At 67.5% G+C, this 21,230-nt stretch carries 15 protein-coding genes; 9 read left to right on the top strand and 6 right to left on the bottom strand.

Annotated elements, in window-relative coordinates:
- Positions 1–31: 31 nt before the first annotated feature.
- Positions 32–1,651 (bottom strand): fatty-acid--CoA ligase FadD8, encoded by a 1,620-nt coding sequence (gene fadD8, locus AC5Y4F_RS22155; protein WP_369829692.1) that lies wholly within the window; start codon positions 1,649–1,651, stop codon positions 32–34.
- A gap of 111 nt (positions 1,652–1,762) precedes the next feature.
- On the opposite strand from fadD8, the gene AC5Y4F_RS22150 reads away from it, so the two are divergent.
- The 6 genes from AC5Y4F_RS22150 to AC5Y4F_RS22125 all read left to right on the top strand — a co-directional run bounded on the left by AC5Y4F_RS22150 (position 1,763) and on the right by AC5Y4F_RS22125 (position 8,643).
- Positions 1,763–3,367: an amidohydrolase gene (locus AC5Y4F_RS22150; protein ID WP_499998673.1), complete on the top strand. Its 1,605-nt coding sequence runs from the start codon at positions 1,763–1,765 to the stop codon at positions 3,365–3,367.
- A complete protein-coding gene (locus AC5Y4F_RS22145; RefSeq protein WP_067933613.1) occupies positions 3,364–4,344 on the top strand; it encodes an o-succinylbenzoate synthase in 981 nt (326 codons plus the stop codon). The genes AC5Y4F_RS22150 and AC5Y4F_RS22145 overlap by 4 nt, the downstream gene beginning before the upstream one ends.
- The gene (locus AC5Y4F_RS22140; protein WP_067933611.1) at positions 4,341–5,129 is read left to right on the top strand and encodes an alpha/beta fold hydrolase; all 789 of its coding nucleotides are present in this window, start codon (positions 4,341–4,343) and stop codon (positions 5,127–5,129) included. The genes AC5Y4F_RS22145 and AC5Y4F_RS22140 overlap by 4 nt, the downstream gene beginning before the upstream one ends.
- A 92-nt stretch (positions 5,130–5,221) precedes the next feature.
- Complete coding sequence (menD, locus tag AC5Y4F_RS22135; RefSeq protein ID WP_067933609.1) at positions 5,222–6,868, top strand: 2-succinyl-5-enolpyruvyl-6-hydroxy-3-cyclohexene-1-carboxylic-acid synthase; 1,647 nt, start codon at positions 5,222–5,224, stop codon at positions 6,866–6,868.
- Positions 6,869–6,882: 14 nt separating this feature from the next.
- Positions 6,883–7,437, top strand: a complete 555-nt coding sequence (locus AC5Y4F_RS22130; RefSeq protein ID WP_156750022.1) for a DUF3592 domain-containing protein — start codon at positions 6,883–6,885, stop codon at positions 7,435–7,437.
- Between the two features lie 51 nt (positions 7,438–7,488).
- Positions 7,489–8,643: a glycosyltransferase family 4 protein gene (locus AC5Y4F_RS22125; protein ID WP_067933605.1), complete on the top strand. Its 1,155-nt coding sequence runs from the start codon at positions 7,489–7,491 to the stop codon at positions 8,641–8,643.
- A gap of 15 nt (positions 8,644–8,658) precedes the next feature.
- Here AC5Y4F_RS22125 and AC5Y4F_RS22120 read toward each other — a convergent pair whose 3' ends face one another.
- Both AC5Y4F_RS22120 and AC5Y4F_RS22115 read right to left on the bottom strand, forming a co-directional pair.
- Positions 8,659–9,897: a cytochrome P450 gene (locus AC5Y4F_RS22120; protein ID WP_067933603.1), complete on the bottom strand. Its 1,239-nt coding sequence runs from the start codon at positions 9,895–9,897 to the stop codon at positions 8,659–8,661.
- 116 nt (positions 9,898–10,013) lie between these two features.
- Positions 10,014–11,243, bottom strand: a complete 1,230-nt coding sequence (locus AC5Y4F_RS22115) for a cytochrome P450 (protein ID WP_082947568.1) — start codon at positions 11,241–11,243, stop codon at positions 10,014–10,016.
- 158 nt (positions 11,244–11,401) lie between these two features.
- Between AC5Y4F_RS22115 and AC5Y4F_RS22110 the strand changes: the two genes are divergently transcribed.
- Together AC5Y4F_RS22110 and AC5Y4F_RS22105 are read left to right on the top strand one after the other, a co-directional pair.
- Positions 11,402–14,575, top strand: coding sequence for an ATP-binding protein (locus AC5Y4F_RS22110; RefSeq protein ID WP_499998659.1), 3,174 nt, complete (start codon positions 11,402–11,404; stop codon positions 14,573–14,575).
- Between the two features lie 86 nt (positions 14,576–14,661).
- Entirely contained in the window at positions 14,662–17,853 is a 3,192-nt protein-coding gene (locus AC5Y4F_RS22105; protein WP_499998653.1) for an adenylate/guanylate cyclase domain-containing protein, read from the top strand.
- Between the two features lie 25 nt (positions 17,854–17,878).
- On the opposite strand, the gene AC5Y4F_RS22100 is transcribed toward AC5Y4F_RS22105, so the two are convergent.
- The gene (locus AC5Y4F_RS22100; RefSeq protein ID WP_067933599.1) at positions 17,879–18,703 is read right to left on the bottom strand and encodes an SDR family oxidoreductase; all 825 of its coding nucleotides are present in this window, start codon (positions 18,701–18,703) and stop codon (positions 17,879–17,881) included.
- A 57-nt stretch (positions 18,704–18,760) separates the two neighbouring features.
- On the opposite strand from AC5Y4F_RS22100, the gene AC5Y4F_RS22095 reads away from it, so the two are divergent.
- Positions 18,761–19,453 (top strand): demethylmenaquinone methyltransferase, encoded by a 693-nt coding sequence (locus tag AC5Y4F_RS22095; protein ID WP_067933595.1) that lies wholly within the window; start codon positions 18,761–18,763, stop codon positions 19,451–19,453.
- A 7-nt stretch (positions 19,454–19,460) separates the two neighbouring features.
- Here AC5Y4F_RS22095 and AC5Y4F_RS22090 read toward each other — a convergent pair whose 3' ends face one another.
- Both AC5Y4F_RS22090 and menJ read right to left on the bottom strand, forming a co-directional pair.
- Complete coding sequence (locus AC5Y4F_RS22090; RefSeq protein WP_067933594.1) at positions 19,461–19,871, bottom strand: DUF732 domain-containing protein; 411 nt, start codon at positions 19,869–19,871, stop codon at positions 19,461–19,463.
- A gap of 113 nt (positions 19,872–19,984) precedes the next feature.
- The gene (gene menJ, locus AC5Y4F_RS22085; RefSeq protein ID WP_067933592.1) at positions 19,985–21,223 is read right to left on the bottom strand and encodes a menaquinone reductase MenJ; all 1,239 of its coding nucleotides are present in this window, start codon (positions 21,221–21,223) and stop codon (positions 19,985–19,987) included.
- Between the last annotated feature and the right edge of the window lie 7 nt (positions 21,224–21,230).

The following is a 21,230-nucleotide window of genomic DNA, read 5'->3' as shown; positions in this document are numbered from 1 at the left end:
GGCCAGGCGCACACTCGGCGCAACACCAATCTCAGCCCACGGAGCGGGCGGCGCCCTCCCAGAACTGCGCGCGCACCGCCTTCTTGTCGGGCTTGCCCAGCCCGGTCAACGGCAGCGAATCGGCGAGCACCACGCGCTTGGGCGACTGCACCGAGCCCTTGCGGTCCTTGACCGCGGCCTGGATCTCGGCGGTCATCTGCTCGATCGCCGCGTCATCGCGGGGCGCATCCGAGCGCAGCACCACCACCGCGGTGACCGCCTCGCCCCACTTCTCGTCGGGCGCGCCGACCACGCACACCTGGGCGACGGCCGGATGCTCGGCGACAACGTCCTCGACCTCGCGCGGGAATACGTTGAAACCGCCGGTGACGATCATGTCCTTGACCCGGTCGACGATGAAGTAGAAGCCGTCTTCGTCCTCGCGGGCCATGTCGCCGGTGTGCAGCCAGCCGTCTTTGAACGTTTCGGCTGTCGCCTCCGGCAGGTTCCAGTAGCCACCGGCCAACAGCGGTCCGCTGACACAGATTTCGCCCGGCTCGCCCTGCGGAACGGGCTTGCCATCCTCACCGAGCAGCGCCACCCGCGCGAACAGCGTCGGTCGCCCGCAGGATGTCAGCCGCTTCTCGTCGTGCTCGCCCTTGGCGAGGTAGGTGATGGCCATCGGCGCCTCGGACTGCCCGTAGTTCTGGGCGAAGATCTTGCCGAACCGGCGGATCGCCTCGGCCAGCCGCACCGGGTTGATCGCCGAGGCGCCGTAGTAGACCGTCTCCAGCGACGACAGGTCGCGGGTGTGCGAATCCGGGTGATCCATCAGCGCGTACAGCATCGACGGCACCAGGAACGTGGCCGTAATGCGCTTGGATTCAACGATTTTCAGCACTTCCGCGGGATCGAACTTGGGCAGCACATGCATCTCGCCGCCCTTGATCAGCGTCGGCAGGAAGTACGCGGCGCCGGCGTGCGAGAGCGGGGTGATCATCAAGAACCGCGGTTCCTCCGGCCACTCCCACTCCGAGAGCTGGATCTGGGTCATCGAGGAGATCGACGCCGCGGTGCCCATCACGCCCTTGGGCTTGCCGGTGGTGCCGCCGGTGTAGGTCAGGCCGATGACCTGATCCGGCGGCAGCTCGGCGGCCTCGAGCGGCTGCGGGTCGTATTTGGCCGCCTCGGCGGCCAGGTCCACCGCCACGCCGCCGAGTGCCTCGGGCACCGGACCGATGGTGAGGATCTGCTTGAGCCCGGGCACCTTCTCGAGCAGCGCCAGCGCCCGCTCGACGAACATCGGGTTGGGGTCGATGATCAGCGAACTGATGCCGGCGTCGGACAGCACGTAGGCGTGGTCGTCGAGGGAGCCCAGCGGATGCAGGGCGGTACGCCGGTAACCCCGGATCTGTCCGGCACCGATGATCAACAGCACCTCGGGGCGGTTGAGCGACAGCAGCCCCACCGCGACGCCGGTGCCCGCGCCCAGCGCCTCGAACGCCTGGATGTACTGGCTGATCCGCTCGGCCATCTGACCACCGGTGAGCGTGGTGTCGCCGAGCAACAGCACCGGCTTGGACTTGTGGCGCTTGAGCGCCCCCACGAGCAGGTGGCCGTTATGGGTCGGGGTGCGCAACTGGTCGGCCGTCATGGCGCCGCTCCTCCTCATCACATCGCTGTAGCATCGTCGCCGACGCGACTCATGAGCAAGACTAGAACGTGTTGCAATTTGGGACAGGCGCACCCTGTTGGACACCGGCAATCAGTACGATTCCTCCCCATGGCCGATGCAGATCTCGTCGTTACCGGAAACATCCTGACCGTCGACGAGGCGCGGCCCACGGCCGAGGCGCTCGCCGTCGCCGACGGCAGGATCATCGCCGTCGGCGACGCCCCCGAGGTCGCCGAATTCGCCGGCCCCGGCACCCGGACCGTCGATGTCGGCGACGGCTGTGTCATGCCGGGATTCGTTGAGGCGCACGGGCATCCGCTGATGGAGGCCGTCGCGCTGTCGGACCGCCTCGTCGACATCCGGCCCGTCACCATGCGCAGGGCGGACGACGTCGTCGCGGCGATCCACTCCGAGGTCGCCCGGCGAGGCTCCGACGGCGCCTTCCTCAACGGCTGGGACCCGCTGCTGCAGCGCGGGCTTCCGGAACCCACGCTGAGCTGGCTGGATGGCATCGCGCCCGACAGCCCGCTGGTGATCATCCACAATTCGGGGCACAAGGCCTACTTCAATTCACGCGCCGCCAAGGTGCATGGGCTCAACCGCGATACCCCAGACCCCAAGGGCGCCAGGTACGGCCGCGACGCCAACGGTGAACTCGACGGCACCGCCGAGGAAACCGGCGCGGTGTTCCCGCTGCTGGGCGGGGCCATCGACTTCGCCGACTACCCGCAGATGCTGCTCGCCGAGTGCGCCCGGCTCAACCGCGCCGGCCTGACCACCTGCTCGGAAATGGCCTTCGACCCGAATTTCCGGCCGGTGGTCGAGCAGCTGCGCGAGCGCCTCACGGTGCGGCTGCGCACCTACGAGATCTCCAACCCGCAGATGTCCACCGCCGCCACACCCGGACAAGGTGACGACATCCTGCGGCAGGTCGGCATCAAAATCTGGGTCGACGGCTCGCCCTGGATCGGCAACATCGACCTGTCGTTTCCCTACCTGGACACCGAGGCCACCCGGATCATCGGCGTCGCGCCGGGCTCCTGCGGCTGCGCCAACTACACCGCCGAGCAGCTGCACGAGATCGTCGGCGCGTACTTTCCGCTGGGCTGGCCGATGGCCTGCCACGTGCAGGGCGACGCGGGCGTGGACACCATCCTCGACGTGTACGAAGAGGCGTTGCGCCGCCATCCGCGCGACGACCATCGGCTGCGGCTCGAGCACGTCGGCGCCATCCGGCCCGAGCAGCTGCGGCGCGCCCACGACCTCGGGGTGACCTGCAGCATCTTCGTCGATCAGATCCACTACTGGGGTGACGTCATCGTCGACGGCCTCTTTGGCGAGCAGCGCGGAACCCGTTGGATGCCAGCCGGATCCGCGGTGGCCACCGGGATGCGCATCTCCTTGCACAACGACCCGCCCGTCACGCCCGAAGAACCGCTGCGCAACATCAGCGTGGCCGTGACGCGCACGGCCCCGAGCGGCCGGGTGCTCGGACCCGAGGAACGCCTGACCGTGGAGCAGGCGGTCCGCGCGCAGACCATCGACGCGGCCTGGCAGTTGTTCTCCGACGACGTCGTCGGCTCGCTGGAGGTCGGCAAGTACGCCGACCTGGTGGTGCTGTCTGCCGACCCGCGAACCGTGCCGCCCGAAAAGATCGCCGACCTCGAGGTGCGGGCGACGTATCTGGCGGGCCGCCAGGTCCACGGCGCGTGACGCCGACCCTCGAGGACCTGCTCGACCGCCTGCATGTGGTGGCGCTTCCGATGCGGGTGCGCTTCCGCGGCATCACCACTCGCGAGGTGGCGCTGATCGACGGCCCGGCCGGCTGGGGCGAATTCGGGGCCTTCGTCGAATACGAGCCGCGCGAGGCCGCGCACTGGCTGGCGTCGGGCATCGAATCCGCCTACCGAAAGCCGCCGCCGACCCGGCGCGACCGCGTCCCGATCAACGCGACGGTGCCGGCCGTCCCCGCCGCACAGGTGAGCGAGGTGCTGGCCCGCTTTCCCGGCGCCGGCACGGCCAAGGTGAAGGTGGCCGAGCCAGGGCAGACGCTGGCCGACGACGTCGCACGGGTCAACGCGGTGCGCGAACTGGTCCCGACCGTGCGGGTGGACGCCAACGGCGGCTGGAGCGTCGAGGAGGCGGTGCGGGCCGCGACCGCGCTGACGGCCGACGGGCCGCTGGAATACCTCGAACAGCCCTGCGCGCGCGTCGACGAGCTCGCGGAGCTGCGCCGGCGTCCGGATATGCCAGACGTGCCGATCGCCGCCGACGAGAGCATCCGCAAGGCCGACGACCCGCTGGCCGTGGTCCGCGCGCACGCCGCCGACATCGCGGTGCTCAAAGTCGCTCCGCTGGGCGGGATTTCGGCCATGCTCGACATCGCCGCGCAGCTCGACATCCCGGTCGTGGTCTCCAGCGCGCTGGATTCGGCGGTCGGAATCGGCGCCGGCCTGAGCGCCGCGGCGGCCCTGCCGCAACTTCGGCACGCCTGCGGCCTGGGCACCGGCGGGCTGTTCGTCGACGACGTCGCCGAGACCGCCGCGCCCGTCGACGGCGCCCTGCCGGTGGGACCGGTCACGCCCGACCCGGAGCGGCTGCGGGCGCTGCGGGCGGCGCCGGACCGGCGACAGTGGTGGATCGACCGGGTCAAGGCGTGCCACCGGTTGCTTGTACCGTCGTCCGGGTGATCAACCTGGCTTACGACGACCGCGGCTCCGGTGAGCCCGTGGTATTTATCGCCGGCCACGGCGGTGCCGGACGGACCTGGCACCCCTATCAAGTCCCCGCGTTTTTGGCGGCCGGCTACCGGGTCATCACCTTCGACAATCGCGGAGTCGGCGCCACGGAGAACGCCCAGGGATTCTCGACGGAGACCATGGTCGCCGACACCGCGGCGCTGATCGAGGGCCTGAATGCGGCCCCGGCCCGCATCGTCGGGATGTCGATGGGTGCGTTCATCGCCCAGGAGCTCATGCTCGCCCGGCCCGAGCTGGTCAGCTCGGCGGTGCTGATGGGCACCCGCGGCCGCATGGACCGGGCCCGGCAGTTCTTCCGCGACGCCGAGGCGGAGCTGTCCGACACCGGTGTCGAGATGCCGGCCGCCTACGACGCCAAAATCCGCCTGCTGGAAAACTTTTCCCGCAAAACGCTCAACGATGACACCGCGGTCGCCGACTGGATCGCGATGTTCTCCACCTGGCCGCTGAAGCCCACCCCGGGCACCCGGGCGCAGCTCGACATCGCGCCGTACACCAGCCGCTTGACCGCCTACCGCAGCATCGCGACCCCGGTGCTGGTGATCGGCTTCTCCGACGACGTGCTGACCCCGCCGCATATGGGCCGCGAGGTGGCGGACGCGCTGCCCAATGGCCGTTATGTGGAGATACCAGACGCCGGTCATCTCGGGTTCTTCGAGCGGCCGGACGCCGTCAACGCGGCCATGCTCAAGTTCTTCGGCGACGCCAAGGGCTGAGTGCGCCTCCTCGAGCTGCTGTCGGATGGCCCGCTTCCTCATCCCGCCGCAGCGCGGCGGGCATCGTCAGCGGGCTGTGACACCCTGTAGGAGTGAACCCCTCGACGACACAGGCTCGCGTCGTCGTTGACGAGCTGATTCGCGGCGGTGTCCGCGACGTGGTGCTTTGCCCGGGGTCGCGGAACGCCCCGCTGGCTTTCGCTTTGCAGGACGCCGACCGGTCCGGTCGCATCCGCCTGCACGTCCGCATCGACGAGCGCACCGCCGGCTATCTGGCCATCGGCCTGGCCATCGCGGCCGGCGCGCCGGTTTGCGTCGCGATGACGTCGGGCACGGCCGTCGCCAACCTGGGCCCGGCGGTGATCGAGGCCAACTACGCCAGGGTGCCGCTGATCGTGCTGTCGGCCAACCGGCCCTACGAGTTGCTGGGCACCGGCGCCAACCAGACGATGGAGCAGCTGGGCTACTTCGGAACGCAGGTGCGGGCCACTATCAGCCTGGGCCTGGCCGAGGACGCCCCCGAGCGGCTGGATTCGGCGAACGCCACCTGGCGATCGGCCACGTGCCGGGTGCTGGTGGCCGCCACCGGTTCCCGTACCGCCAACGCCGGCCCCGTGCAGTTCGACATCCCGCTGCGCGAGCCGCTGGTGCCCGACCCCGACCCGCAAACGGCGACGCCGCAGGGCCGCCCGGGCGGGCGGCCGTGGACCTACACACCGCCGGTCAGCTTCGACCAGCCGCTGAAGATCGACCTGTCCCCCGACACGGTCGTCATCGCGGGTCACGGCGCGGGTGTGCAGCCCAATCTGGCGCAGCTGCCGACCGTCGCCGAGCCGACGGCGCCCGCCCCGGCCAACCCGTTGCACCCACTGGCGCTGCCCCTGCTGCGGCCCAAGCAGGTGATCATGCTCGGTCGCCCCACCCTGCACCGGCCGGTATCGGCGTTGCTGGCCGACCCGCAGGTGCCGGTGTTCGCACTGACCACCGGGCCGCGCTGGCCGGACGTTTCGGGCAATTCGCAGGCCACCGGGACTCGGGCGGTCACCGCTGGAGCGCCGAACCCGGCGTGGCTGCATCGCTGCGCGGAGGCCAACCGGCACGCGCTGGCCGCCGTGCGCAGCCAGCTCGACGCGCACCCGCTGACCACCGGCCTGCACGTCGCAGCGGCTGTGGCCGACGCGCTGGTGCCCGGCGATCAGCTGGTACTCGGGGCATCCAACCCGGTCCGCGACGCGGCGCTGGTCGGCCTGGACACCCGCAACATCCGGGTGCGGTCCAACCGCGGCGTCGCCGGCATCGACGGAACTGTCTCCACCGCCATCGGGGCGGCTCTGGCGCACGAACGCGCGGGCGGGCCGGACAGCCCGGCGCGCACCGTTGCGCTGATCGGCGACCTGACGTTCGTGCACGACAGTTCCGGGCTGCTCATCGGCCCCACCGAGCCCACCCCGCGCAGGCTGACGATCGTCGTATCCAACGACAACGGCGGCGGCATCTTCGAGTTGCTCGAACAGGGCGACCCCCGGTTCTCCGACGTCTCGCAACGGATCTTCGGCACACCGCACGACGTCGACGTGGGCGCGCTCTGCCGGGCCTACCACGTGGAGAGCCGCCAGATCGAGGTCGGCGAATTGCCCACGGCGCTCGACGAACCCGGGTCCGGAATGCGGGTGCTGGAGGTCAAGGCCGACCGGTCGTCGCTGCGGCAGCTGCACGCCGCCATCAAGGCCGCCCTATGAGGCGCACATAGATGGTGACCTCCGCAAAGGTTCTGCTGCGCTTACTGATTCATGGTCGTAGTGACGAACCGCCGAAAACCCGTGCCAGGATTGCGTTGCGGTGGGCCAGAATCGCGGTGCTGATCGTCGCCGGACTGGTCACGTTGCAATCCATGCTGCTGGTGGCCGGTGCCTGGCGTGACGACATCGCGATCAGCCACAACATGGGTGTCGCTCAGGCGGAGGTGCTCAGTGCCGGGCCGCGCCGCTCGACCATCGAATTCGTCACCCCCGAGCGGGTCACCTATCGTCCCGAGCTCGGGGTGCTCTACCCGTCCCACTTGGCCACCGGGATGCGGATCTACGTCGAGTACAACAAGAACGATCCGAACCTGGTGCGCGTGCAGCATCGCAATGCCGGGCTGGCGATCATCCCCGCCGGATCCATCGCGGTGGTCGGCTGGCTCGCCGGGGCGGCGATGCTGATCGCGCTGGCGCTGCTGGACAAGTGGCTCGACCGTCGCGACGTGCCGCCGGACGCGGCCGAAAACCAGGTAGCTAAAAGCGCCGGACCTGCAGATTTCGCGTGACGTATGCCCGCAGGCAACCTTATCGACAGCCGAGACTGACACGGTGGTGCCGTGCGCGTTGCCATCGTCGCGGAATCGTTTTACCCCGAGGTCAACGGTGTCAGCAACTCGGTGATCCGGGTGCTCGAGCATCTGCGCCGGACGGGTCACGAGGCCCTCGTCATCGCGCCCGACACGCCTCCTGGCCAGCGCAGGGCGGATCGCATCTACGACGGGATCCGCGTTCACCGGGTCCCGTCCCGGATGTTTCCCAAGGTGAGCACCCTGCCGCTCGGTGTGCCCACGCCCCGGCTGGTGAAGGTGTTGCGCGGGTTCGATCCCCATGTGGTGCATCTGGCTTCGCCGGCGCTGCTGGGCTATGGCGCGGTGCGGGCGGCCCGCTGGCTGGGGGTGCCGACGGTCGCGGTGTACCAAACCGACGTTCCTGGGTTCGCGGCGAGCTACGGCATTCCGATGACCGCGCGGGCCGCCTGGGCGTGGTTTCGTCATCTGCACGGGCTCGCCGACCGTACCCTGGCACCGTCCAGCGTGACCATGGAAGCGCTTGTCGCTCATCGGTTTCCGCGGGTGCACCGATGGGCGCGCGGTGTCGACGTGCTGCGGTTCGCCCCGTCCGCGCGTAGCGAGGCGCTGCGACGACGGTGGTCGCCGCAGGGCAAGCCCATCGTCGGGTTCGTCGGTCGCCTCGCACCCGAGAAACACGTCGAGCGTCTCATCGGGCTTGCCGCCGACGACGCGGTTCGGCTCGTCATCGTGGGCGACGGTGTCGACCGCAACAAGCTGCGATCGGCAATGCCGACAGCGGTTTTCACGGGTGCGCTATACGGCGACGAACTCGCCGCGGCGTACGCCAGCATGGACGTGTTCGTGCATCCCGGTGAGCACGAGACGTTTTGTCAGGTCGTGCAAGAAGCGCTGGCGTCGGGGTTGCCGGTGATCGCCCCCGACGCCGGCGGCCCGCGTGACCTCGTCACACCCTGGCGTACCGGCTTGTTGCTGGGTGTCGATGAGTTCGAGGCGAGGCTGCCCGCGGCCGTCACCCATTTGATCGACGAACGCCATCGCTACGCGCCGGCGGCCAGGCGCAGCGTGCTCGGCCGTAGTTGGCCGGTCATCTGTGACGAGCTGCTCGGCCACTACGAGGCGGTGCTGTCGCCGTCGGCTCGACGGCAGGTGATCGCCGGACGGTATGCGCAGGGCCAGTGAACGAGCGGTCGGCGCCTACCGTCCCGCGTCGAATTCGATTGGCAGCGTAGCCGGTCCGCTGATTGCGGTGAGCGGCTTCCACGGGGCGGGGCCGGTGCGACGGACATTGGGCATGCGGCGCGCCATGACCGTCAGGGCTTCGGCGAGCTCCAGTCGGGCCAGGTTGGCACCGAGGCAGTAGTGCATGCCGGCGCCGAACGTCTGCATCGGCAGGGGGTCGTCGCGGGTGATGTCCAGGCGGTCGGGGTCGTCGTAGACGGCGGGATCGCGGTTTGCGGCGGCGGTGTTGGCGATCACCAGCGTGCCGGCCGGGATCATGAATCCGGCGATCTCGACGTCCTCGAGGGCAACGCGGAGGGTGAGGCCTGCAATCGGCGAATGGCGCATTGTCTCTTCGACGGCGTTCGCCGCGAGTTCGGGACGTTCGGCCAGCAGCGCCCACTGGTCGGGGTGATCGCACAGCACCTGCACCGAGGCGGCCAACTGGTTGCGCGTTGTGTCCGTGCCGGCCATCAACAGGCCCGCTACCAGCATCCGCAGCTCTTCGGCGTTGAGGCGATCGCCGTCATCCTCGGCGCGGATCAGATCCGAGAGCAGGTCGTCGGTCAACGTGAGCCGGCGCTGAGCGACCATGTCGTCGATGTAGGCGTCGAGCTCATCCCATGCCGCCAAGATGGTCCGCTCATGCGTGGCGACCTCCCAGCTGAAGGCCTTGAAGATGTCGTCCGTCCATTCCGAGAACAGCTTCCAATCCTCGGCCGGGGCGCCCAGAAGCGCACAGATGATCGGGATCGGATATTGCCGGGCGATGTCACTGACCACGTCGCAGCGCCCGGTTGCGCTGTGTTCGTCCACCAGTTCGTTGATCACCTCGACGATCGTGGTGCTCAGCCGCGCGGTGGCTCGCGGTGTGAAGGCCTTGGATACAAGGCGGCGCAGCCGCTGGTGCGCGGGCCCGTCAAGGCTGATCAGGTTCGTTGCGACCCGCTCCCACAGCGGGCCACTGGTGATGCCTTGCGAGGCCAGGAACATGCCCTGGGGTACGCGGAATCGCGGGTCACGCAGGACGGTTCGAACCAGTTCGTAGGTCAGAAACTCCGGCCCATGGGGGCCGATGGCGATGGGCGCCTGTTGCCGCACCTGGCGGATGATCGTGTGTGCCTCTTCCAGGCTTTGGCAATGCTCATAGTCGATCGTCGGGAATCCGGCATCAAAGACGCTCGGGCAACTCGGCGCGTCAACTGTGATGGTCATGGTGGCCCCCAGAAGTCGTTGGTGCTTACCTTCATGTCCCAGCCTCGAGGTCTGGGCCGTCAAGCACACGCGTAGCCGACTACCTGTCTTGGGGTCCTGGTACTTATCTCACGCGATCACCGAGTGCGCACGGGGCAACCCGGCGTGAACCGAACCGGCATCGAATGGATGCCGTTGATCAAGGTCGACGCCATCCGTTCGACGGGACCGGCCGGCTCAAGGTTCTTCATCCGCGTCAACACCTCGGATATCAGCGCGCAAGCTTCCACTCGGGCCAAGTTCGCGCCGAGACAGAAGTGTGTGCCCCCCGCGCCGAATGCAAGGTGCCGGTTGGGGTTTCGGGTCAGATCGAGTCGGTCGGGATCGGCGAAGAGTTTCTCGTCCCGATTGGCCGACGGGTAGAACATCGCCACCCGATCGCCCTTCTTGACCGGCACCCCGCGCAGCTCGGTGTCCTCCATGGCCGTCCGGGTGAACGCTATCACCGGGCTGACGTAGCGCAACAGCTCCTCGACCGCCGTCGGCAGCAGTGACGGGTCGGCCTCCAGCTTGGCGCGCTGCTCGAGGTTCTCCATCAGCGCACACATGGCGCCGGCGACCAGGTTGCGGGTGGTGTCGCCGCCCGCGTTGATCAGCAGCATGAAGAAGGAGTTGAATTCCAGGTCGGTGAGGCATTGACCATCGACTTCGGCATGCAGCAGCGATGTGGCGATGTCATCCTCGGGATGCGCGCGCTTGCGGGCCATCAGGTCTGTGGAGTACGCCATCATTTCCATCGCTGCCTGGGTGGCGTGCTGGTCGCCGAGCAGCCCGGTATTCATGATTTCGGTCAGCTCGTAGAGTCGGTAACCGTCTATCAGTGGAATGCCGAGCAATTCGGCGATGACGTATGAGGGCAACGCCCCGGCGACCGCCTTGACGAAGTCGCACTCGCCTCGTTCGACGACGGTGTCGACCACGTCGCCCGCCATGTCCTCGATGCGCGCATTGAGTTTGGCGACCTGTCGCGGCGTGAACCCCTTGCTGACCAGGGTCCGCAGCGCGGTGTGGCGCGGCGGGTCCATCGTGATCATCATGACGCCCCGCGGGTCGAATAGGTCATCCGCACTGGGTGTTTCGAACCACACCGCCGTCGCCTCCGACGACCACGTGACGCTGTCGCGGGAGACGGCTAGAACCTCGTCGTAGCCGGTCAGGGCGAAAAACCCCGGTCCGTCCTGATACGGGTGCCATGCCACCGGCATGCGCTCGCGCAGCGCGCGGTACGCCTCGTGCGGTATGCCCGCCGCGTACGTGCGTGGGTCGGCGAGATCGACTCCACCAATGCTGATTGCGTCTTCGGTCACGGTCTACCTCCGGGCAGCTGTGCGCAATCTTCCTCCGAAGTTGACCGGATGACTCGGGTATTCGACTACCTGATACGGGTCAGTACCGCGGGAACGACCCAACCGCCTATCCTTTGAGGACTCTAAAAACCTTGGGGGCCCGATCGGCGGAGGGTCGAATGACGGCCATAGCGGCGTGCCAAACGTGTGGCACTGAGCCTCTGGAGAACGCTCGGTTCTGCCACGGCTGCGGCTCGCCAGTCAAAGGACCCGATACCCGCGCGGAGTACAAGCAGGTCACGGTCTTGTTCGCCGATGTAGTGCATTCGATGGACATCGCCGCGGCGGTGGGCGCGGAGCGGCTCCGAGAGATCATGGCGGATGTCGCCGACCTCTGCGCGGCGGTGGTGCAGCGATATGGCGGCACCGTGGACAAGTTCACCGGCGACGGCATCATGGCGGTGTTCGGCGCGCCGGTTGCGTTGGAGGACCATGCCGTTCGCGCCTGCTTGGCGGCGTTGGGGGTTCAGGAGGACACGACGCGGCTTGCCGTCGACGTCGGCGCCCGCGACGGGGTAGATCTGCGGTTACGGGTGGGGCTTAACTCCGGGCAGGTGATCGTCGGCGAAATCGGCTCGGGGCCTTTCGGTTACACCGCCATAGGCGAGCAAGTCGGCATGGCTCAGCGGATGGAATCGGCGGCTCCGCCGGGCGGGGTGATGCTCAGCGCGTCGACGGCCCGACTCGTCGAAGGCGCGGCGAACCTCGGTGCACCCGAGTTGGTTCACATCAAGGGTTCCGACACGCCAGTGCCGGCCCATCGGCTGCTGGGCATGGGCGACGAGCAGCGCGATGACTGGCATGCCGAGTCGAAGCTGGTCGGTAGGCGCGAGGAGATGTCGGCGGTCGAGGGTTTGCTGCAGCGCGCACTCGAGGGCGACGGCGCGGTGGTGGGCGTGGTGGGGCCACCGGGTATCGGCAAGAGCCGTCTGGCGCGTGACGTCTCCGCGATGGCAGCAGTTCGCGGCGTCGACGTGTTCGTCGCCTCCTGCGAATCACACACCAGCCAGATCCCCTTCCACGCCGTGGGGCGCCTGCTGCGCGCGGTCACGGGCATCAATGGTCTTGACCCGCCCGCCGCCCGGAAGCGGATCCGGTCTCAGGCTCGCGACGCGGAACAGGAGGACTTGCTGCTCTTGGACGACCTACTGGGCATCGCCGACCCCGACGTGGGACTGCCCAAGATCGATCCGGATGCGCGGAGGCGGCGGTTGACCGGGCTGGTCAACGCAGCGTCGCTGGCCCGCGAAACGCCGGCGCTTTACGTCATCGAAGACGCCCACTGGATCGATGAGGTCAGCGAGTCACTGCTGGCCGATTTCATCACCGTGATCCCGCAGACACGCACGCTGACATTGGTCACCTACCGTCCCGAATACCACGGTGCGTTGAGCCGGGTTGTTGGCGCCCGAACCATCGCCCTTCCGCCACTGAGTGATCCGGAAACCGCAGGATTGGTCTTGCAGCTGCTCGGAACACACCCGTCAGTCGGTGAGTTGGCCACCAGGATCACCGAGCGGGCCGCGGGAAACCCGTTCTTCGCCGAAGAAATGGTGCGAGAGCTTGCTGATCGCGGCGTGCTGCAGGGCACCTCGGGCGCGTACAGCTCGACGGCGGACGGGGCCGCGGTGCGCGTGCCCGCCACGCTGCAGGCCACCATCGCCGCGCGCATCGACCGGCTGGACGTGAAGGCAAAACGCACCCTGAGCGCGGCGGCGGTCATCGGCTCGAACTTCAACCGGGACCTGTTGGAGACGTTGGGCATCGAGCCCGCGCTCGAGGAGCTGGTGTCGGCCCAGCTCATCAATCGGATCGGGTCCGGCCAGCGATCGGAGTATGTGTTCTACCATCCGCTGATTCGGACGGTGGCCTACGAATCGCAGCTCAGGTCGGATCGCGCCGAGCTGCACCGGCGCATTGCGGCAGCGATCGAATCACGTGCTCCGGCCGTGGCCGATGAAAATGCCGCCTTGATAGCCGAACATTTGGAGGCCGCCGGTGACGAGCACGGCGCTTATGGCTGGCACATGCGGGCGGCGGCATGGGCGACCAACCGTGACATCGCCGCGGCCTGGCTGAGCTGGGAGCGCGCCCGAACGATCGCCGACGCGCTACCCGCGGACGATCCCAACCGATTGACCATGCGCATCGCACCCCGAACCATGTTGTGTGGCATCGCCTTCCGGGTCAACGAGCACGTGGCCGGTGAGCGCTTTGAGGAATTTCGCGAACTGTGCGCCGCCGCGGGAGACAAGGCCTCACTGGCCATTGGCATGGTAGGGCTGGTGATGGATCATGCGCTTGACGACCGGCTGCGGGAGGCATCGCGGCTGGCATCGGAGGCCATGGCTCTCATCGAGTCGATCGACGAGCCCACCCTGACAGTGGGGCTGTCCGTCGCGCCCATCTTCACCAAGGGTGAGAACGCCGAATATTCGGATGTATTGCGGTGGTCCCAGAGAGTCATCGACCTGGCCGCCGGTGATCCGGCGAAAGGCAACTTCATCATCGGATCTCCCCTTGCGCTCGCCTTGACGAACCGGGCGATCGGTCGTTATGCCCTCGGCCGCGGCGGATGGCGAGAAGGCCTGGAGCAGGGTCTGGCCATGGCCCGCAGCACCGACCCCATGTCCTACGTCACGGTCGTGGCATACGTATACTTCGCGGGAATAGCCTACGGCGCAATGAGATCCGACGACCGTGCGGTACGCGAGATCGAAAACTCATTAGTTATCGCCGAACGATCCGGTGATGATATGGCACTGGCAATCGCGCGGATGACGTTGGGTGTTGCGCTGGTGCACCGAGAGACGGCCAAGGAGCGGGACCGAGGGCGAAAGCTGCTAGCCGAGTCCAACAATGGGTCGGTACGCCGTAGATATCTCCTGTCGCAGTTATCGATCGTCGAGGTGTACTTGGCGCGGGAGAAGGTTCGCCGTGGAGACCGCGATGAGGCCATACCGCTCATGCTTGCCGCGGTCGACCATCTGTTCCGCAAGGGGCTGGGGCTGGGTTGGGGCCTTCCAGCCACGGGCGCTCTGGTGGAGACATTGCTCGATTGCGCACCCGTCGATCACGTGGCCGAAGCCGAGGCGGCAATCGAGCGGCTGGCGAACGAGCCGGCCGAAGAGTTCCTGGCGATACGTGAGGTCTGGGTACTACGACTGCGGGCGCTGCTGGCGCGAGCGCGCGGTGAGGACGCCTCCTATCAGGACTTCCGGGATCGGTATCGCGCCATGGCCGACGAACACGGGTACGAAGGCCACATCGCGCGGGCCGCGGCGATGCCATGACGGCGGCGAGAGACTCTAAAGACTTTGCCCAAAGGCGGTGCAGCGATATTGCAGACATCGTTGACCAGCGGTGACACGATACTGACGTGGATGACGGTAGTCGCGGTGCACTGCCAGCTGCGGGCCTGCAATGTGGGTCGTGCGGTACCGAACTGCCACTGAGTTCCAAGTTCTGTAACGAGTGCGGCGCGCCGGTCACAAAGGTCAGTCGATCGGCGGAGTACAAGCAGGTAACGGTGCTATTCGCCGACGTGGTGCATTCGATGGACATCGCGGCGGCGGTTGGTGCTGAGCGGCTGCGCGAGATCATGGCCGAGCTGGTGGACCGCTGCGTGGCGGTCGTGCAGCGCTACGGCGGCACCGTCGACAAGTTCACCGGCGACGGCATCATGGCCGTGTTCGGCGCTCCGGTGGCGATGGAGGATCACGCGACCCGGGCTTGTCTGGCGGCCTTGGGTGTCCAGGAGGAGACCAAGCGGCTTGCCGTCGAAATCCGGGACCGCGATGGCGTGGACCTCCAGTTGCGGGTAGGACTTAACTCCGGTCAGGTGATCGCGGGCGAGATCGGTTCGGGGTCTTTGGGTTACACCGCCGTCGGTGAGCAGGTCGGGATGGCTCAGCGGATGGAGTCGGTCGCCCCGCCGGGTGGGGTGATGCTCAGCGAGTCCACCGCCGGCCTCGTCGAGTACGATTTCGCCTTGGGCGCAAAGGAATTCGTCCGCATCAAGGGTTCCGTGGATGCCGTGCCAGCGCGTCGGCTATTGTCCGCGTCGGCCGAACGCCGGGTGGGTCGTCGGCGCTCTCGCCTCGTGGGCCGCGAGTCGGAGACGGTGGCGATCTCGGCGATCTTGGATAGGGCGCTCGATGGGGTCGGATCTGTGGTCACCGTCTCGGGGCCGCCGGGCATCGGCAAGACGCGATTGGTCCGCGAAGCCGTTTCTGCCGCGACAAGCCGTGGCTTCGAGGTGTTTTCCACCTACTGCGAATCGCATACCCGGGAGATCTCGTTCCACGTGATCTCACGACTGTTACGCGCAGTGTTCGGACTCGGCGGTCTCACACCACAAGCCGCCCGGATGCGGGTGCGCGCAGCCGTGCCGCATACCGACGCCGAGGACCTGCTGTTGCTCGATGAGCTGCTGGGCATCCGTGACACCGATATGCTGGCGCCCGACATAAGCCCGGACGCCCGGCGGCGGCGGCTCATCGAGCTCATCAACGCAGTTTCGCTGGGTCGGGCGAAGCCCGCCGTATATGTCATCGAAGACGCGCATTGGATAGACGGCGTCAGCGAATCAATGCTCACCGATTTCGGGGCCGCCTTCGTTCGAATGCGAGCCACGATGTTGATCACGTATCGCCCCGAGTATCAGGGGACCTTGTCGGAACTCACCGAAGCCGCGGCCATCGTGCTTGCACCGCTGAGTGATTCGTACATCGACGAGTTACTGGGTGAGCTGCTCGGTGGGGATTCGTCGGTTGGCAGGTTGTCCACGGTGGTGGCCGACCGCGCGGCGGGCATACCATTCTGCGCCGAAGAGATCGTGCGCGATCTGGCGGAGCGGGGTGAGATCGAGGGCGAGCCGGGTGCCTACGTGTGCCTAAGAGAAGTAGGCGACGTGCACGTACCTCCCACTTTGCAGGCCGCCATCGGTGACCGTATCGACCGGCTCACTCCCTTGGCGAAGCGGACGTTGAACGCCGCAGCGGTCATCGGCGCTCGATTTCGCGCCGAGCTATTGGAGCGATTGCTCGAGCGGACAGACCTGACGCCACTCATCGAAGCCGAGCTGGTCGACCAAGTCACCTACGGAGACGATGCCGAATACGCGTTCCACCATCCGCTCACTCAGAAGGTGGCATACGAATCACAGCTCAAGGCCGCGCGCTCGGACTTACACCGGCGCGTGGCGGCGATGATGCTGCAGACGAGCGCCGCAGCCACCGGCGAGGGGGCGGCCATGATCGCTGCTCAATATGAGTCCGGGGGTGAGCTGGCCGAGGCATATGATTGGTTTATGCGCGCCGCGACGGGTTATGGGCCGCGCGACATCCGTGCGGCACGCGGAAGCTGGGAACAGGCCGCACGGGTTGCCGACCAAATGTCCGACGATCGTCCAAACTGTTTGGCGATGCGGATCTCACCGCGGGCTTTCTTGTGCGGCAGCGCCTTTCGCGTGGGTGGGGTTCCAGAAACCACTGGCTTCGATGACTTGCGCGATATCACGGCCGCGGCTGGCGACAAGAAGTCACTGGCAGTGGGCATGGCGGGCTACCTCAACACGCTGACGTTCAATTCGCGCCACCGGGAAGCCGTGCATGCGGCGTCCGAGTTCGCCGTGCTGGTTGAGTCGATCGGAGAGCCAAATATGGTCGTGGGCCTCCTCTATGGGGCGGCCCAGGCGAATTGGGAAGCCGGTGAGGCGGCTGAAAGCCAGCGGCTGGCGCAGCGCATTATTGACCTCGCAGACGGTGACCCCGTCATGGGGAACTTCGTCATCGGATCTCCGCTCTCCTGGGCCATTACCTTGCGGGGCGCATCGGCGATGTTCTTGGGCCGCGCGGGGTGGCGGGCCGACATCAAACGAGGCATTGCGACCGCGCGGTCGTTTGACGCGACGACCCGAATTCTGGCGCAGGTGTACAAATTAGCGGTCGCGACGGGAAACGATGCCATAGTGCCCGACGCGGAGGACATCTCGTTGACATCGGAGTCACTGGAGATCGCGCTCCAGTCGGGGGACAACGCCGCCGTCAGCTTCGCATACCTGAATCGAGCGATGGCATTGCTGCACGGTCCCGAGGGTGACCACACGGCCGGCATTGAGGCATTGACCGCAGCGCGCGAAATGATCGTTCGCGAGAAACTCACCGCCACATTGCGGAGGCTGACCGATCTCGAGTTCGCTCGGGCAAGACTTCGGTCCGGCGAGTTCGACGGCGCCATCGCTTTGGCACGCCGGGTTCTCGACGAGCAGTTCGCCACCGACGAGATGGTCTTTCGTGGTCCTGCCACCGCGGTGCTGGGCGAGGCATTACTTGATCGCGGCACAGAATCCGACATCGATGAAGCCCAGGAAGCCGTGGACAGGCTGGCTGCCGTGCCGACTGAGCCGGGCTTCGTCCTGCACCAACTGCCCATTCTGAGGTTGCAGGCGCTCCTTGCCAGGAACAGCGGAGACAAGCTCGGCTACCAGAAGTTCTTGGCTCGCTTCCGGGAGAACGCCCTCGCTGCAGACTTCGAGGGATACGTGGCGCAGGCCGACGCGATGGCCTGAAACGCCGTCTCGAGATAGCCGCGAATTACCCCTGCGCGAGCTCCGCGACGGGCTGCCATTCCTCCCAGTTCGCGAGCCGGCTTTCGTAGTCGGCCTTGGCCGTCTCCAGGGGGGAAGCTCCGAAAAACACTCGCAGTGGCGGCTTTTCGGCGTCAACCACCTTGAGCAGCGCGGCCGCGGACGCCGACGGGTCACCCGGGCTGGCCCACCGGCGGCTGCGCTCCGCCTGTACGGCGGCGCGAACGTCGTCGTAGGCCGCCAGCGGCTCGGCGTGCCCGGCAGAGTCACCGGCCCAGTCGGTGTCGAAGCCACCCGGCTCGATCAACGTGACGTGCACACCGAACGGAGCGACCTCCTGCGCCAGCGCTTGCGAGAAGCCCTCCAGCGCCCACTTCGACGCGTGGTAGATACCCACCAACGGAAAGGCTGTGATGCCTCCGATCGAGGAAACCTGGATGATGTGCCCGCTGCCCTGCTCGCGCAGGTAGGGGAGTGCCGCCTGCGTGATCCACAATGCCCCAAAGACATTGGTCTCGATCTGGTTCCGCGCGTCCTGCTCGGAGAGCTCCTCGATGAACCCGAATTGACCGTAGCCGGCGTTGTTCACCACGATGTCCAGCCGGCCGAAGTGGTCGTGCGCCTGCCTGACCGCCGCGAAATCCGCCGCCCGGTCGGTCACGTCCAGACGGATGGGCAGCAGCGCGTCGCCGTACTTCTGCGCCAGGTCGTCCAGCGAGGCGGTGTTGCGCGCCGTGGCGGCGACCTTGTCACCGCGCTCTAGCGCCGCGATCGTCCACGCCCGTCCGAAACCTCGCGATGTACCGGTGATAAACCAAACTTTTTCCGTCACGCAGTCATACAACGCCTACCGCGCGACCGCATTCCCCTAACGGGTAGCGTTTCTCGCGTGAGTCGTGCGGAGTTGGACAAGGATCCCCGCGATGTCGCGTCGATGTTCGACGGCGTCGCCCGCCGGTACGACGTGACCAACACGGTGCTGTCGATGGGGCAGGATCGGTACTGGCGCAAAGCCACCCGGTCGGCGCTGGGCATCGGGCCGGGTCAGAAGGTGTTGGATCTCGCCGCGGGCACCGCGGTGTCCACTGTGGAGCTGAGGAAGTCCGGGGCGTGGTGCGTGGCCGCCGATTTCTCGGTCGGCATGCTGGCGGCGGGCGCGGCGCGCGACGTTCCGAAGGTCGCCGGCGATGCCACCAGGCTGCCGTTCGGCGACGATGTGTTCGATGCCGTGACAATCAGTTTCGGGCTGCGCAACGTCGTCGACCCCCGGGCGGGGCTGCGCGAGATGGCCCGTGTCACGCGCCCCGGCGGCCGGTTGGTGGTGTGCGAGTTCTCCACGCCCACCAATGCGCTGTTCGCCACGGTCTACAAGGAGTACCTGATGCGGGCGCTGCCACGGGTGGCGCGGACGGTCTCCAGCAATCCCGACGCTTACGTGTACCTCGCGGAATCGATCAGGGCATGGCCCGATCAGGCGGAACTGGCGCGGCAGATAACGCAGGCCGGATGGTCCGGAGTGCGCTGGCGCAACCTCACCGGCGGCATCGTCGCCCTACACGCCGGATACAAACCGTTGCGTTGACGACGTTCTAGTGATTGCCGGCGGCTTGCACGAAGCCCACCTGGTCGGGGCAGTAGTGATCGACAGCCGCGCCGAGGAACTGAAACGCCTGGCCCTGAGTGGTCCCGCGGGGCAGGTTGCGCTGGATGAAAGTGGCCGACTTGTACGCGTCGCCGTCCACGCCCCTGCCAATCCGATCGCAGGTGATCTTGCCCAGCCACGCCAACTGGTCCTGCGGCTGGTAGATGCCGAAGCCGTTGACGGTGTTCTTGAACGGCGCGTCGTAGTCGCTCGGGGGCGACGGCGTCCGCGGGGTGGGGTATGGCGCCGTGGGCGGCGGATCCGCCTGCGCCGGCACGGAGAGCTGCGCCGACGTAGCCAGCGCGGCGAGCGCGATGGCGGCGGCGGCCGAGATAGTAGCCAGCCTCGTTCCCTTCATCAGGGGGACTATACACGCCTCTCTCGGGGTGCGCGGGCGAAAGTGAATCGCCGATTTCGGCCCCCGCCTTGCCCGCCGAGGGCCGTCGACCAGCGGCGATGCGGGACGCGGAGTCAGCTGAACGGCGTTCGACGGTCGAGCAGGCGCGACAGCCGCCCGCCGCCCCGCCAGGCGCGCGCCACCCAGTCCGCGTCGTCCTCGGTGACCAGATTGGCCATTACCCGCACGGCGATGGTCATCAGGGTCGTCGAGCGCATCGCGATCGGTCCGGTCGACGGCAGGAACCGCTGGAACGTGAGCAGCAGCGCCAGCCTGCGCGCCACCGAGAAGCCGCGGCCGTAGTGCTGCTGCAACAGCGACGGCCACACCTGCGACAGGTCGGGGTGATCCAGCAGCGCCGCGGCCAGCCGCCCGGTCTCGAGCCCGTAGTCGATGCCCTCGCCGTTGAGAGGGTTCACACAGGCCGCGGCGTCACCGATCAGCATCCAGTTGGCACCGGCCACGCCGGACACCGCGCCGCCCATCGGCAACAGCGCCGAGGCGACCGCCCGCGGTCGGCCGGTAAAACCCCACTCGTCGCGGCGCAGATCGGTGTAGTAGTCGATCAGCGGCCGCAGTGCCAGATCGGCGGGCCTCTTGGACGTCGACAACGCCCCGACGCCGATGTTCACCTCGCCGTTGCCGAGCGGGAAGATCCAGCCGTAGCCCGGCAGCACTTTGTCCTTGGAGCCATCAGGTCCGCGCAGTTCCAGATGTGACGTCAGCCAGGGGTCGTCGGCCCGCGCGGTGGTCAGATAGCCGCGGACGGCGACGCCGTACACCGTCTCCTGATGCCAGCGCCTGCCCAGCTTGCGGCCCAGCGACGAGCGGGCGCCGTCGGCGACGATCAACTGGCCACAGCTCACCTCGGTGCCGTCGGCCAATGTCACCGACGTCACCCGGCCCGATGAATCATGTTGCGCGGCAACAGCCTTGGTGCCGAGCAGCATCCGCGCCCCGGAATCTTCGGCGACTTTGCGGATCCGGTCGTCCAGCTCGAAGCGGGCCACCGCGCTGCCGGTCGACGGAAATGACGGGCCGGGCCAATCGACTTTTACCTCGCCGCCGAAACCGCTCATCCGCAGTCCTCGATGCCGAATTCGGGTGTCCAGCCAGTCGCCCAGCCCCAGCCGTTTCAGCTCGGCGACCGCGCGGGGGGTCAGCCCGTCCCCGCAGGCCTTGTCGCGGGGAAAGCTCGCCGAATCGACGACCAGTACGTCGTCGCCCGCGCGGGCCGCCCAGGCCGCCGCCGCCGAACCGGCGGGTCCGGCGCCAACGACCAGCACTTGGGCTCGGGTCGCTCCCGTCTTCATGCACACC

The sequence above is a fragment of the Mycobacterium sp. NGS56 genome, from assembly GCF_059812425.1.
The sequence above is the reverse complement of the archived record's forward strand: the minus strand, read 5'-3'. Positions and strand labels throughout refer to the sequence as shown.